Origin of the sequence: Candidatus Enterococcus murrayae (assembly GCF_017315985.1) — a bacterium.
GTDB classification, from domain to species: Bacteria; Bacillota; Bacilli; order Lactobacillales; family Enterococcaceae; genus Enterococcus_A; species Enterococcus_A murrayae.
The window spans coordinates 38,631-53,723 of sequence record NZ_JAFLVR010000020.1 but is presented as its reverse complement, the minus strand read 5'-3'; the positions used below and the strand labels follow the sequence as shown (position 1 = coordinate 53,723).

Here is a 15,093-nt window from a genome sequence, read left to right as displayed (position 1 = left end):
TCCCTTCTATGCAATTCCCAAAGCAGAAATGAGGATTCCTAAAACGATAATGCCCAGCATCAGCATCGTAATACTCACTTTTTTCTTCAATAAATAGTAGCAAAGCAATGTTAATAAAATTGGAACGATCCCAACAAAAATCTGATCAAGCATTTCCTGCAGCTTCATAACAGTTTCACCTTGCATTGAAAAAGAAAGCTTTGTCTGGAAAACTACCATTGAACTGGTCATAGCGCCAACCATCATCAAACCAACCAGGCTGGCTCCTTTTGTTAAAATACCGATCAAGCCTTCTGAATAAAGCTTTTCGATGTACTTTGATCCTAATGAATAGCCTAAAAATGCCCCATAATATCTAGTTAACCATTGTGGAATATTGAATAAGGCTAAGAATACCAAGGGGGCGAGAACGTTTCCGCTAGTGGCTAACCCAACTGCAATCCCAGCTGAGATCACACGCCAGACTCCCCAGAAAATAGAGTCACCGATCCCTGCCATCGGTCCCATCAGACTGGTTTTTACTGCATTAATCGACGCAACATCAAAATTTTCTTTTTCGGAATTTTCTTTTTCCATCGAAGCGGCGATTCCCATAATGAAGGAAACCATTGGAACCGTTGTATTAAAATAAGACATATGACGAACCAATGCTTCTTTACGCTGTTCCTCTTCTTTGTAAAACGCGTTGATAAACGGCATCATAGAGTAACAAAAACCATTCGCACCTTGTTTTGCCGGATTTACTGAAACATACAATGTTTGCGAACGCCAAAACATTTGACGGACTAATTTTTTCTCCTCTTTGCTTAAGTCTTTCCCTATTTTGCTCATGCGAAAAAGTCCTCCTCTTCTTGATCTGTCCCGCTAACGGATTGCATCGCTGCTGCCGGTTTTGCCTTTTCTAATTTATTTAACTGATAGTCTCTTTGAGCGATTACAATGGCCACGATAAAAGCAATTACTGCTACTGCTACCAGCGGAAGTTTTAAGTAAGCCACTAACACAAATCCTAAGAAAAAGAAAACAGCAATTTTATTTTCCCAAAGCATTCGCAATAGCATCGCCATCCCTACAGCTGGAAGCAGATTTCCTGCTATTGATAGACCGTTCATAATTACTTCTGGAATCATATTTAAAGCTGATTGTACTGCATTTGCTCCAAACAGCATCGCGAAAAAGGGAATCAATGAATAGGCAAAGAACCAAATACCCCAAACACCAAAATGTAGATAAGTGAACTGCTTTTGTTTTCCCTCAGCAGCTAAACGATCAAAAACAGGCGCCATTGAACCGCTGAATAAAATATATATAGCTAATTTGATTTGCTGTCCTAAAATTCCGATTGGTAATGCTAAGGCGATCGCGGCATCAACACCTCCGCCTAGCTTGATCGCAAATCCAGTCGCCAGCGCTGTGGCTAATCCCGGTTCTGCTGCTGAGGCACCACCAATATTAATGACTCCCATGAAGATGGTTTCCAGTGCCGCTCCGATTTTCAATCCTGTTTGAAGATCCCCCATTAATAAGCCTAAAAATGGACCAACCACGATTGGACGAAATAATAGCGAAAAGCCGATCAATTCATGTCCACCGACACAAAGAAACACTACCAAGCCAACTAAAAATGCATCCCACATATTTTCCGCCTCCTATAATTTCTGATCTTTGATGATCGAACGTGCTAAAACCTTGTCTTCAGATGGAACTGCTTGAAAAGCTGATTCAGGATAAACGTCTACCAACTCTTTTAATGCAGCGATCTCGCTGTCTGTCAACATGACATATTTGGTTATTTGTTTCTTCTCTGCTTGAACCATTTTTCCGGCATTGCCGATATTCACATATTCAATCGTTGAAATCTCTTTTGCAATCCTCAACGCGTCTTCTACTGTTTTGACTAGAACCATCAAGTTCATTTCACTAGCTTTCGGATTTTTCAACAAATTAATGGCTCCGTCAATGTCCTTAATAATTGACTTGATCCCGGATGGCACTGCCATCTGCAAAGCCATTTTTTGTGTTTCATTGTTCGCTACTTCATCATTTGCGATCACTAATCCTTGTAATTTTAGTTCTTTTGACCAAACCATAGCGATTTGTCCATGGACTAACCGTTCATCTACTCGTAATGCTTTAATCATACCTATTCTCCTTTTATCCTGATGTTTTTTAGTAAGCAGTCACCTGCAATAAGACTAACTCGTAACGAATGAATGATTTTTCGTGCACCCAGCAATCCACTGGTCCTATTGAAGGGTAATTGCAACCTGCCGTTTTTAAGCAAAAAATTCGTCTTCGTTCATTTCTGAACCAGCGATGGGTGCTACTACCTGCATGGTTTCTCGTGCAGAAGTAATCAGCTGGGACAATCGTTCCTCTGTCAATTGTTCCTTGTTTAATATTACCTCTAATACTAATGATAAATTAAAACCAGCGATAATTTTCGTGTTTTTTCCAGAACTTGCCAGTAATACCTTTTGATTCACACTTCCACCCAATAAATCAGTAAAAATAATTGCTGATTCTCCTTCTAAAGAATCAAAAAAGCGCTTGATCTGATCATCGATTGAAGGCTCCTCCTCAACATAAGCAGTTAAATAGCTAATTGATTCATTTGGAATGAACAGCTCCAGCGTACTCTTTAACCCTTTAGCAAAATTCCCATGTGTCGCGATCGCAATTTTTGTCATGCTCTCCCTCCTTATCCTTTTCAAAGTAATCATTTAAAATCGTTTGATTCGAATGCCTTCCAGCCTACAACTAAAGTGCTTAAGCGTTGCTGCAAGACACCTTTTGTTTAAGCAGTCTGCGACAGGTGAAGCTGACATCCTTCTCATCTTACTAAAAGCAATTGCCGTGCCAACTTTAAAAATACTGATCCAGCAATAGGTATTAAGCACAAAAAAATAGTGCTTAATAAAACAAGCACTATTTTAAGCAGTTATTAGAATCTCATTTTCAATAATTCATACATCAAGGAAAGCTCATAATCATTTACCACGACGTTGTATTTCTTCTCGATCTGATAAAAAATACTCTTAGACACCTCGTAAAATTCCTTTTTCACAGCATCTAACTCCTCCTGGAAATCATCATCTTCTGTATTTACCATCAGACGTTCGATCATCAAAGCAATGTGCATGGATAAATTCAATAAATCTCGACCAGAAAGTTTTAGCCCATAATACTGTTCATACTTGCTTATGATTTCTTGAACTTCTTGAATCACGATCTTAGGATTTAAGAATTGCAGGCGTGCACCGATTCCTTCTAACGTGAAGAATTGTAATAATTGTTCTAGCAACACAGCGCAATTTTCTTCGGATTCTCCATTTTGCACTAATAATTGCTGCAATTCATCTGCACCGCTTTGCTCCATCACTGCATAGATGTTCAGGATGGACAATTCCGTAAACGAATCAATATCCGTCGTTGTTAAAATCAGCTGTGTATTAGAGAAGTAATCAAGCTCATGTGAATTTAAAGTCTGCTTTAAATCTTTATAATCCATCGTTATAATCTCAGTGTCCTCATGCAGACACTGTTGCATGATGCGTTTAATTTCTTCCGACAGGCCGACACCCGACATACATGAAACAATAATATTTTTATTTTGAGAGATTCCCTCAAAATATTGAACATTCGTCAGTTCATTGTATGTTTCTGCTTTTTTTGCAATTTCTTTGAAAGACAATTGCTGCTGAACCTTCAGTCCCATATCTAAAGCCATCGAAGTCGTCAAATTATTGATGACCATTAAATCCGCATCTGATTGCTTCTTAATCTCTTTATACATTTGACTCAATGAACCCATATCAAATAGCAGAATAACTTCTTGATTCTTTTTCGTTTGTTTCTGAATGAAGCTCGTAACTTCTCGACTAATTTGCTGCATGGAAGCATCGATCGGCATATCAAAGGCTTCAAATAAATAGTTTTGACAAAGATTGTTAACGACTGTTTGGATACTTGAGGCCATACTTCCGTGTGAGACTAGAATACAAAGAAACGGCACCTTTTCGATTTCCCGATAATCTTCCCCTATCAAAATGAACAAGAATAGACAGCTTAAATACTCGATTTCCTCAGCTTCGAGTCCTACTGTACGACGAAGGCTTTCCACGAGCTCCCCTATCAAATAATAGGATCTCGGGTACTGTTCCTTCACTTGATTGATCGCATCTTTCATTGAGGCACACTTTTCTTTTGATTCAATAAATAAATATAAAATCAGGGCAGCCTGCTGCAAAGTTTCTTCACTCAGTCGCGAAAAAACACCATAGCGAGCCTTATGTGCAGCGGTTTGCTGACGGATTTTCTCCAGATAGCTTTCTATAATCAATGAATCCAAGTCCGAACGATCGAACAGCCTTCTGATTTTCTTGATTTCAGTTTGAATCAAAAATCGGCACTCATTCATTGAAGCAAGCTTTTCAGGAACGAGTACTGCTTGCAATAGTTCAGCAAGACGATGCTCAAACATATCTTTGATTTCTGAATCACAATTCGTATCGGGAGAAACATGAATTGTCCCATTTTCATTTGTTCCGACCTGAATCACCGGCTGCTGCTTTTGCTCCATGAATGCCCGGGCACACTGAAGACGAACGCGATTTTTTAGATCACCTAAGTTCCCTTTATAAGACTGATTGACCAGTTCAAAAACTTCTGAGAGGCTTAAGTCAAAATCCTTTTCTAAATTTACTGATTCCTGTACAAAATTAGTTAAGGTAATTTTCAAACGTTCGTGGATCGGCCTTTCATGGAAGGCTGGTAAATGGACTACCATAGGAACTCTTCGCCGAAAGGTCCGTAAAAGTGTGTCGTCTAATGATTCTGTCGTAGCAAAAATGAACCGCAGATCAACATCAATTGCCTGTTCCTTTTCTCCTAATGGATAATATTTTCCCAAATCCAATAGTGTGAATAATTTTTCCTGATTTTCACTATTTAGACGATGAACTTCATCTAAGAAGATAAATCCACCATCGGCTTGTTTTACTAACCCTTCAGTGTCCTGCTCAGCTCCAGTAAAAGCGCCTTTACGATAACCAAACAAAACAGATGAAAGCAGCTCTGGATTATTGGCATAATCTGCACAGTTCAACGTCACAAAACGTCCCGTTTCCTTGATTACCTTTTGCGAGATAGCATACTGATGGATCAAAGAGGCCAAATAACTCTTCCCTACTCCAGATTCGCCGGTTATTAAAACAGGAAAGCCTTTAGGCGGATAAGTTACTGCCGCTTTACATTCATCTATTTCCTTTTTCAGACTGCCATCTGAACCAATAAATTCTGAAAAAGAATCGACTGCACTTGTTACGGGCAGCCAATAAACAGGCCGTGTCCCGTATTTCTTCACCAGCCCTTCATCTAAAAGCTGTGACAAATAAGTTGTGACTACATTTCTACTCAATCCGGTACTTTCGGCAATTTCTGTAGTGGTAACTTGGCTCTGCAGAGTTGACAATTCTTCTAAATGATCATAAATGACGTACCTTGATCGCTTCATTTCATCACCTCCAAAATCAATTTTTAATGCTGTCTAGTGATTAACATGAGAGCACTCTTTAAGAACAATTAGAATCAATCAAAAGAAAAAAGTCAAGTTAACAAATAAAATATTTTTTAATCAATTGATTTTTATTTTTCTTTTAGATATAATTTCCAAAAAGAAACTATTTTAGGAGTGATAAAACTGTCTAACTTAAAATCAGCCTTGATTCAACTACAATGTGAACTAGTTGCCGAACGTAACCTCGTTAATCCTAATGAACTTTCTTGGCTGCAATATGATATTTTAAATTTATTACGTCAAAAAGGCCCGTCCTCACCTTCCTTATTAGCCGAACAACTACACATTCGTCCATCAAAATTTTCAAAAGCTATCAAAACGCTTAAGGAAAAAGGCTATGTCATTCAAACCGTTAATCAGCAAGATGGTCGCGGGTTACTAACGAGTCTCTCATCAGCGGGTAGAACTTTTCTTGATTCGGTTGATGCCGGACATACCTATCTCTATGAAACTGCCGATGCCGTACTCTCCACTGAAGAAAAAACGCTCTTTACTCAATGTGCTAACAAACTGATTCGTGCTTTTGAAGAGGAAAGGATGCGCAAGCATGTCCCAAACAATTAGTATTTTCGGCGCAAGAAGCAATAACTTGAAAAATATTTCTATCTTTATTCCCAAAGGAAAGATTACAGTTGTCACGGGCCTTTCAGGTTCTGGAAAATCGTCTTTAGTTTTCGATACGCTAGCCGCAGAATCCCAACGACTGTTAAACGAGACCTATTCAAGCTATATTCAGCAAATGCTCCCTCATTACGAACGTCCGATCGTTGATAAAATTGAAAATCTGCCTGTTTCTATCGTGATCGACCAGAAAAAAATTGGCGGTAATATTCGATCGACAGTTGGAACTGCCACCGATATTTATGCTTCCTTACGTTTGCTTTATTCAAGAATTGCTCAGCCTTTCATTGGTTATTCAATGATTTACTCATTCAATAATCCCACAGGAATGTGTCCAAACTGTCAAGGGACTGGAGAATGCTTAACCTTTGATTTGCAGGAGCTCATTGATTTCGACCGTTCATTAACAGAAGGAGCCATCCAATTCCCTACCTTTCAACCGGGAGGCTGGCGTTTGACTCGCTACACAGAGTCTGGCTATTTTGATAATCATAAAAAAATAAAAGATTTTTCGGAGGCTGAGCTAAAGAGACTGCTTTACGATAAAGGCAGTAAACCCATAAATGCTACAGATAAATTTCCAAAGACCGGATTTTATACAGGAGTAATCGATCGGATCCAAAAAACGGTGATCGAAAAAGACTCGAAACAATATCAGAAGGACATTAATCGAGTGACTACAACAGTCGAATGTCCAGAATGTCACGGCTCTCGTGTCAACAGTCTTGTGCGCTCAGCTAAGATCAATAATGTCTCTATTGCTGACTGTGTGACAATGCCGATTCAGGAACTGCTGGACTTTCTTTCCTCGATTGAAAATGACCAAGTCGAGACAATCCTGATTGATCTAAAGAATCGGTTGAAAACAATGATTTCTGTTGGTCTGGATTATTTAACTCTTGGCCGAACCACAGGCACTCTATCCGGAGGAGAATCCCAACGACTAAAAATGACGAAACATTTGAACAGCTCACTCTCAGATGTTTTGTATATTTTTGATGAGCCCAGCGTCGGTCTTCATCCCGAAGATATTATCGGCATCAATAAAATTTTTACCATGCTAAGGGAAAAAGGAAATACGGTTGTCCTCGTCGATCATGATCCAGATATCATCAGAATCGCGGATTTTATTGTTGAGTTAGGTCCTAGTGCTGGTGCCAAAGGTGGTGAAATCACCTTCCAAGGGAGCTACCCCGCCTTCCTAGAATCAAATACGCTGACTGCCAAGGCATTAAAAAAGCCGCATCGGCTCACTTCAAATAGGACATCTTATACAGATTTTTACACATTAGAAAACGTGAGTGCTCATAATATCAAAAATCAATCGGTAGAACTTCCAAAAGCCGCGTTGACTGTGGTTTCGGGTCTCGCAGGTTCTGGTAAAAGTACATTGATCCGCAAATTATTTACAAAAAAATATCCAGAGGCCATTACCTTTGATCAAACGCCGATCAGAGGAAGCAATCGATCGAATTTACTGACTTACTTAGGCATTTTCGATGCTATTAGACGTGAATATGCCAAGTCATCTGGAAAGTCAGCTTCTCTATTTACTTTCAATGGGACCGGCGCTTGCCCTGAGTGCAAAGGAAAAGGCTATATAAAATATGATTTGGCTTATATGGGCGATGTTCGACAGGTTTGTGAAAAATGTCAGGGCAAACGCTACAATCAAGAAGCGTTAAAGTATCGCTGGAATGGTTATACTATCGATGAGCTTTTTGGATTGACGGTTTCCGAAGCGTGTACACTGATTACTGTTCCAGAAATCAAAAAAGCGCTAGACGTTTTAGTCGAAACAAATTTAGCCTACGTCACTTTAGGTCAAAGCCTCGACACGTTATCGGGCGGTGAAAGACAACGATTAAAAATCGCTGCGATGCTGCTAAAAGAGGACATGGCAGAAGCGCCAACCATGATTTTTGATGAACCCAGCACTGGACTGCACGAGAGTGATATTGAGAGTTTACTCGTTCTCTTGCGTAAATTAAAAAAGCGGGGCAAAACCTTGATTGTTTTGGAACACAATTTATCCATCATTAGTCAAGCTGATTGGATCATTGATCTTGGGCCTCGAGGCGGAATTAATGGCGGACATGTATTATTTCAAGGGATACTGTCTGATCTTTTAAACTGCCAAAAGTCCTATACTGCCAAACATTTAAAGACCTTTTTTAACCAATAAATAGTAATTATTGATCACTGATACTCTTTGTTTTTTGAAATCAATAGTAGAAAGAACCGCTGATCTGAGCGATCAGCGGTTCTGTGCTATTTGTTCAGCTAACTCTTTTAGAAAGGGCTCATAATTGACCGTTGAGAAATCAGATACATCAAATTCTGTTAAATGGCCTAATTGAAATTGGTTGTATCCTCGTGTGTCGATAATTTCACGAAAGGCTTCCCTTGTAATCAGATTATCCGCCTGTGTTCGATCAATCAGTGTGTCGCCAAAATGATAATGCGTCATAATATGGCTCAGGTGGCGATCGGGTTCAACATCTCTAACCTTTCTGCGATTCCAAAGAACGTCAAAATCTGCGACTAAGCGAATCGTGATTGGTTCGTAGTGATAGTGTTCGGCTAAATCTTTTAATTTAGCTTTTTGCTTATCACTAAAAGGATATTCGGAAACTACGATGCGCTTCCCTGCTTCCATATATAAAGATAGAGCATTGTAATAGAACGCCCAAACTTTGTTCTCTAACTCATTCTTCTCCGTTAGATTGTCAAAGCCGATCTGATCAGCCAGGATTTCCTTCCCCTCATCCGGCGTGATCAGGAAGAAATCTCCTAGAACACGCCACATTTCATTGATCAGATAAGACTTTCCCGTTGCCGGACTGCCTGCGATCAAAATCAAATACTTTTTCATCTTACTTTTGCATCGCTAAAGGGCTGTCTACGTTCATAAACAGACTGATTTTATGTTTGACGATTTCTTTGACCGCCTGATTAGCTGGTATGACATTATGACGAAGCGATTTATTTACTTCTGTTTCTCCGAATGATTCCTTCGCCACTTTGGTCCAATTCACTAATAATTCGGTTCCAACGTTAAATTTGCGGATGCCATTGTTGATCAATTCTGGATAATCCTCCTCCCTCACACCAGTACCGCCATGAATGACTAATGGTACATCTACCACTGCATGAATTTCCTTTAATAATGGAATGTTTACTTCTGTTTTGGATTTGAATTGTCCGTGATTCGTTCCAATAGCGATGGCAAGAGCATCAATCGCTGTTTGTTTTACAAACTCTACCGCATCAGCAGGTTTTGTATAAACCTTGTCGTTTTCTGCTACAGAAATTCCTTCTTCTGTACCGCCGATCGTCCCTAATTCGCCTTCAACAGAAACCCCTTTGGCATGAGCATATTCAACGACTGCTTTCGTTTTGGCGATGTTTTCTTTGAAGGGTAAATGCGAGCCGTCATACATCACGCTGGAATAGCCTGCATCAATCGCCGCTTTGATCTCATTAAAGTCTCTGGCATGGTCTAAATGCAGTGCCACATCTACCATTTCCGTATTCGCTATCTCCTTCACCACTGCGACCATCACATCGTAGCCAATATATTTAGCAGTATCGATACTCGTTTGAATAATGATCGGAGAACCCATTTCCTTTGCTGCGCGAATCATTTCCGGCAGCATTTCCAAATTATGCGTATTAAACGCCCCAATCGTCATGTTCAAATCTTCTGCTATTTGCGTTACTTCTTTTAATGTTTTATACATTTATCCAATACCTTCTTTTCTTTTGATTAATTACCCGCTGATCGTCACTTTTTTGGCAATTTGACGCATTTCATCCATTTTGCCCATATACTTTTCGATACCCGCATCGTCGCCATTGCGAGCGGCCTCCGCACGTTTCCCATTGTAAAGGCTCATTAATTTCTTGTAGCCATCACCGATCGTCAGTTTGTAGTCTAAGCTTTTTTCTAAACTTTCGATGGCAGAATCAATTTGCTCCAGCTTGGCATGGTTCAAGCCAAGCGTTTCATACAGACTGGCTAATTCACTTTTTTCAGCTGGATTCGCCTGTTCAGCTTCAGCAGCTTTGACCATCAATTCCTGCTGCTCTTTTTCTAAAGCTTCCTTTTCTTCAGCTGACAGCTCATTTTTTTCTACTGATTTTTCTGTTTTGTTCTTTTTCTTAAAAAAACCAAACATGTTGAAACCTCCTAATTTTAGAACATTTTCAAGATTGGACTAAGAATCCAAGCGTATAACAAGGCTGCTGTAACAGTATCTACGTCAGTTGCAGTGGCATTGATAAAGCCCATTTGATTGAAGATCGTTACTAAAAGCGCTGGCAATAAGGTGATAAAGAAGCCGTGGGCGATCCCGCCAATGATGGCTCCTCTTCGTCCCCCAGTCGCGTTTCCGAAAATCCCTGCTGTTCCTCCCGCAAAGAAATTTGTCAGCATACCTGGTAAAATCATCGCTAATCCAAAAGTCGGCAGGACGAACATGGCGATGATCGTTCCGATCGTCGTTGTAATGAATCCTAGAATTACGGCATTTGGTGAATATGGGAAAAATACAGGGCAGTCCAATGCAGGAATCGCATTTGGTACAAGCTTCATGGCGATTCCGCGGAATGCCGGTACGATTTCACCTAGCAACAGACGTACACCTGATAACAGCACATAAACGCCGACAACAAATTGAATGGCCTGTAGGAAAGCAAACATCAGATAGTGTTGCGCTCCGTGATCACCGACGCCTTGACCAGCAAAAGCCGCAGTGATGATATATAACGGAACCATCACGACCATGACTGACAAATATGTGTCCTGTAAAAACTCAAAGGATTTTGGCAAATTGATGTCTTCGATTGATTTTTTGTTCTCACCGCGTTCACCAAAGATGTATGCAACACCTGCTTCAAACATATAACCAATCGTACAGAAGTGTCCTAAAGCAATATCGTCAGATCCGGTAATTTTTCGAATAATCGGTTGAGCGATCGCCGGCATCGCAACAGCAAAAATCGCTCCGACGATACTTCCAACAACGATCAGCACTAGTCCTCTTAATCCAGAAAAATAACCAAAAACAGTCGTCATCGTTGCCATCCAAAGAATCGCTTGACCCGTTAAGAAAATGTATTTCCATTTCGTAAAACGAGCAATCAGAATATTAACAATAAAAATACCTAGAAAAGTCAGTGCGATGTCACGGCCTAAGCCCAACTCATTCATCGCTTGTCCGTTGATTGCTTCGATTGAAGGAATGATCCCCTGCATGTGGAAACCAGCAGTAAAGATCTCGCCAAAATAAGTCAAGCTGCCGACAATAATGCTGGAACCGGCACTCAATACTTGGAAGCCAAGTAAAGTTTTCAGCGTACCTGATATAACTTGTCCAGCTGATTTTTTCTGCAAGCATAGCCCTAGCATCGCGATCAAAGCGATCGTGATCGACGCCTGTGTTAAAATATTCTCGATGATGAAATTAACAATTCCCATTTGTTTCGCTCCTTATTCATATTAATGTATTCATTTTTCACAAACCGAAAAATGAGTTTGATTTTCATGCCGTATACCATTCCACTAGGTGCACTTTTTTAGTGGGATAATTCTTGCGGTTTGTCTCTTTTCACTGTGTTAACTGTGAAGAGTGGAACTGGCATCCTTATTCATATTAATGTATTCATTTTTCAAAATTCGAAAAATGAGTTTGATTTTCATGCCGTATACCATTCCACTAGGTGCTCTGTTCTAGTGGGATACTTTTTTGTGTTCTGTTTCGCTCCCCTTTGCTAACTGTGAAAAGTGGAACTGGCATCCTTATTCATATTAGTGTATTCATTTTTCATAAACCGAAAAATGAGTTCGATTTTCATGCCGTATACCATTCCACTAGATGCACTGTTCTAGTGGGTTAATTCTTGCGGTTTATCTCTTTTCATTGTGATAACTGCGAAGAGTGGAACTGGCATCCTTATTCATATTAGTGTATTCATTTTTCATAAACCGAAAAATGAATTTGATTTTCATGCCGTATACCATTCCACTAGGTGCTCTGTTCTAGTGGGTTAATTTTTGTGTTTTGTCTCTTTTCATTGTGTTAACTGCGAAGAGTAGAACTGGCATCCTTATTCATATTAGTGTATTCATTTTTCATAAACCGAAAAATGAGTCTGATGTTCATGCTGACATACCATTTCTACATAATGCACTCAGACAAAGGCTAACTCCTATTTTAGAAATCATTTTTCGAAAATATGAAAAATGAATCTGATTGTCGTTGCGCATACCATTTTACTAACTTGCTGAAGCAAGAAGTAAAACTGGCAAACTGGCATCCTTATTGTTTTTTACAACGCGCCTTTTGACTCTAAGATTGGTAAAAGCTTTTCCTCGATTTCTGGTTTTGAGACGATATTTTTTAAATAAACGATGGCGGTTTTCTCTTCATCAATCGAAAATTTTTCAAACTGCGACTTGAAATTTTGTGCTGTGATAATAATGTCAGATTGTGACGATGCCGCTGTAGAAATATCTACATGATCCAATTTTGCATCAACGCCATGTGCATTCAGCACGTCCTCCGCTGCCATTTGAGCAGCGAAACTGCTTCCTAGCCCTGCCCCGCATACGAATAAAATTGATACCTGTTTTCCCATCTTTTTTCTCTCCATTTCTGTTTTTTATTTATAGTAAAAACATAATTCCCTAACTAAATAAGATTTCCTTGAACCGTTCGATATCTGTTTCGCGACTCAAACGATCTACCTTGGCTTCATCATTGATCAATTCGATCAGGCTTCTCATAATATTTAAGTGAGAATAGGCATCGATGGCTGCTAAGCAAAAAATAATTTTTACCGGATCGTTCTCTTCGTTGCCAAATTCGATAGGCTCGTTGATCGTTGCCACGCTGATCCCTAGCTGATTGACGCCATCCTCAGGACGCGCATGTGCCAATGCGATGTATTTGCCGATCACGATATAAGGACCGTATTCTTTTACCGAGTTGATCATGGCGGTCACATACCGAGGCTCGATCACCTTTTCATTTACTAATGGTTCGGAAACCCTGCGAATCGATTCCTCCCAAGTGTTTACCTTCTCATTCAATAAAATATTGCTGTCCTTTAGTACGTCTTCTAACATCGGCTGAATCTCCTTCTTGTTTATCGTTAATTGATTTTTGTCAAAAAGCGTTTCCAATTCTTTATAAATATCTCCTGACACCTCGCCGCCGCTTTTTTCAATGGTATCGATCAGCGCGTAGAACAATTGTGTGGAATCCTCGTTATTGACTAGCCGCTTGAGCTTCTGATTCTCATTCAAGAAGCTGGTGATTCTTTTTTTACTTTCTTCCTTGATGATCGGCTCCAGCTCCAACACAGGCTTTTGCAGGTAATCAATCGCTACTGTACTGAATATCAAATCCACATCTAGCTTTTCGATCAAGTCCACTTCTCTCGAGCTCAGTACAGCCAGAACCTCAATATTAAAGAGCTCCTTCAGGTTTTCCGACAGCAGCTTGCCGGTCGCAACTCCGTGGTTGCAAATGACTACCGCTTTATAGATGTAATGCAGATCCTGATTGATCGCACTGACAGAGGTGGAAAAATGAATCGTGAGAAAAGCAATCTCATCTTCTGTTATTTGCTTGCCGGTCACCTGCTCGATCGAGGGGGTGAATTGATGAATGGCGGAATAAATATTGCCATAATTCTTTTTGATATTTTCCTTCAATGGATTGACGATTTGAATATCACTCTTCACTCGATTGATCAGACCAACGAGATGCTTGTACAGACCTTCTTGCAGCATCTCCTCTTTTCTCGAAAAGGGAATCTTCGTTTTTGCTTCAACAAACTGCATCAGTTGTATCGAAAGAAGCTGTGCCTGAACCCATTCGATCGAATTATTCATATCTCTTGAGTTAAAGGTATTCAACATGAAAACAATGTATTTGATTTCGACTTCCGGCGGTGATAGTTGAAACGCCTCACAGATCGCTGTCACAAAATCACGAATATCGCTTTGAGGGGTATCCGCAGCCTCCCAAGCCGAGCTGGCGATCAAATCTTCTCGTAGATACCGGCTCAGCCATACTGCTGTAAATACCAGCAGCTGATTTCGATAAATTGCGTCCTCCATTGAAGCCATCGACTCCACGTAGAGCTGATCTAGTTTTTTCAATAAATGCTGTGGAATATAGTGGTTTAAAATCGTCCGATTGATGGAATATTCCTGCTCACCTTGAGGCGCAATCACGCCAACTGAATTGTTGATGATGTCATAGATCATCGTTCGAATCGATCGTTCCGCCCCCTGCAGGATGATTCCCTGCTTCGGTACACTTAAAACCTCAATGCCATATTCGGTTAAAATATTCCTGACTCGACGCATATCCTCATCCAATGAACTTTTAGAGATTTGGTATTCTTCCTCCTTTTGATAAAGAAAGGTCGCCTTTTTTCCTAGCGAAAAGGAAAGAATCAAATCAAAAATTCGGCTTTCACGATCCAAGTAGCGTTCATCATTGACTAAATCGATCTGTTTTAATAAGGCCTTCTTTTCTTCTGAGCTCAGGATTAATTGATAGCCTCTTTTTCGAAGATTTTTGATTTCTGGAATCTTTTCGGCAGCTAAAAATTGATTGATTTCCCGTAATTCATTTCGAATCGTTCGCGCACTGGTATGAAATTCTTCCTCCAGTTTGACAAGTGTGACTGGATAATCAGAAGTTATAAAAATCCGCAATATTTTTACTGTTCGATCTTTCATCTATATCTTCCTCTCGTCTAAGGTGAGTATATAACCCTTTATTTTTCTTGATAAGTAGAGATTCTTGCAATCTTTTTTGGCAACAATGTAAGCGCAACCTAAAATCGTTCCATTTATCCAAATATTCCATCTC

Annotated in this window: 13 protein-coding genes; 2 read left to right on the top strand and 11 right to left on the bottom strand. The window is 39.9% G+C overall.

From position 1 onward, the window contains the following. Positions 1–6 precede the first annotated feature (6 nt). From JZO85_RS08470 to JZO85_RS08450, 5 genes are all read right to left on the bottom strand, one after another. Positions 7–831: a PTS system mannose/fructose/sorbose family transporter subunit IID gene (locus tag JZO85_RS08470; protein ID WP_207108075.1), complete on the bottom strand. Its 825-nt coding sequence runs from the start codon at positions 829–831 to the stop codon at positions 7–9. Continuing rightward, on the bottom strand, positions 828–1,637 hold the full coding sequence (locus JZO85_RS08465) for a PTS mannose/fructose/sorbose/N-acetylgalactosamine transporter subunit IIC (RefSeq protein WP_207108074.1): 810 nt from the start codon (positions 1,635–1,637) through the stop codon (positions 828–830). Before JZO85_RS08465 ends, JZO85_RS08470 begins: the two co-directional genes overlap by 4 nt. Before the next feature lie 12 nt (positions 1,638–1,649). Further along, positions 1,650–2,141, bottom strand: a complete 492-nt coding sequence (locus JZO85_RS08460; protein WP_207108073.1) for a PTS sugar transporter subunit IIB — start codon at positions 2,139–2,141, stop codon at positions 1,650–1,652. Between the two features lie 135 nt (positions 2,142–2,276). Then, a complete protein-coding gene (locus JZO85_RS08455) occupies positions 2,277–2,690 on the bottom strand; it encodes a PTS sugar transporter subunit IIA (RefSeq protein ID WP_207108072.1) in 414 nt (137 codons plus the stop codon). A gap of 254 nt (positions 2,691–2,944) precedes the next feature. Next, positions 2,945–5,515, bottom strand: coding sequence for a sigma 54-interacting transcriptional regulator (locus tag JZO85_RS08450; RefSeq protein ID WP_207108071.1), 2,571 nt, complete (start codon positions 5,513–5,515; stop codon positions 2,945–2,947). Positions 5,516–5,692: 177 nt separating this feature from the next. On the opposite strand from JZO85_RS08450, the gene JZO85_RS08445 reads away from it, so the two are divergent. Beyond that, positions 5,693–6,142, top strand: coding sequence for a MarR family winged helix-turn-helix transcriptional regulator (locus tag JZO85_RS08445; protein ID WP_347401793.1), 450 nt, complete (start codon positions 5,693–5,695; stop codon positions 6,140–6,142). Beyond that, the gene (locus JZO85_RS08440; protein WP_207108070.1) at positions 6,126–8,384 is read left to right on the top strand and encodes an ATP-binding cassette domain-containing protein; all 2,259 of its coding nucleotides are present in this window, start codon (positions 6,126–6,128) and stop codon (positions 8,382–8,384) included. The genes JZO85_RS08445 and JZO85_RS08440 overlap by 17 nt, the downstream gene beginning before the upstream one ends. A gap of 72 nt (positions 8,385–8,456) precedes the next feature. On the opposite strand, the gene JZO85_RS08435 is transcribed toward JZO85_RS08440, so the two are convergent. The 6 genes from JZO85_RS08435 to JZO85_RS08410 form a co-directional block, all read right to left on the bottom strand. Further along, positions 8,457–9,074, bottom strand: coding sequence for an AAA family ATPase (locus JZO85_RS08435; RefSeq protein ID WP_207108069.1), 618 nt, complete (start codon positions 9,072–9,074; stop codon positions 8,457–8,459). Position 9,075: 1 nt separating this feature from the next. After that, positions 9,076–9,942, bottom strand: coding sequence for a class II fructose-bisphosphate aldolase (locus tag JZO85_RS08430; RefSeq protein ID WP_207108068.1), 867 nt, complete (start codon positions 9,940–9,942; stop codon positions 9,076–9,078). Between the two features lie 30 nt (positions 9,943–9,972). Continuing rightward, positions 9,973–10,380 carry a tetratricopeptide repeat protein gene (locus JZO85_RS08425; protein WP_207108067.1) on the bottom strand — a complete coding sequence of 136 codons (408 nt, stop codon included), beginning with the start codon at positions 10,378–10,380 and terminating at the stop codon, positions 9,973–9,975. 17 nt (positions 10,381–10,397) lie between these two features. Continuing rightward, positions 10,398–11,681, bottom strand: coding sequence for a PTS sugar transporter subunit IIC (locus tag JZO85_RS08420; protein WP_207108066.1), 1,284 nt, complete (start codon positions 11,679–11,681; stop codon positions 10,398–10,400). An 851-nt stretch (positions 11,682–12,532) separates the two neighbouring features. After that, positions 12,533–12,841, bottom strand: a complete 309-nt coding sequence (locus JZO85_RS08415; RefSeq protein ID WP_207108065.1) for a PTS sugar transporter subunit IIB — start codon at positions 12,839–12,841, stop codon at positions 12,533–12,535. A gap of 49 nt (positions 12,842–12,890) precedes the next feature. After that, positions 12,891–14,960, bottom strand: coding sequence for a BglG family transcription antiterminator (locus JZO85_RS08410; RefSeq protein WP_207108064.1), 2,070 nt, complete (start codon positions 14,958–14,960; stop codon positions 12,891–12,893). Positions 14,961–15,093 lie beyond the last annotated feature (133 nt).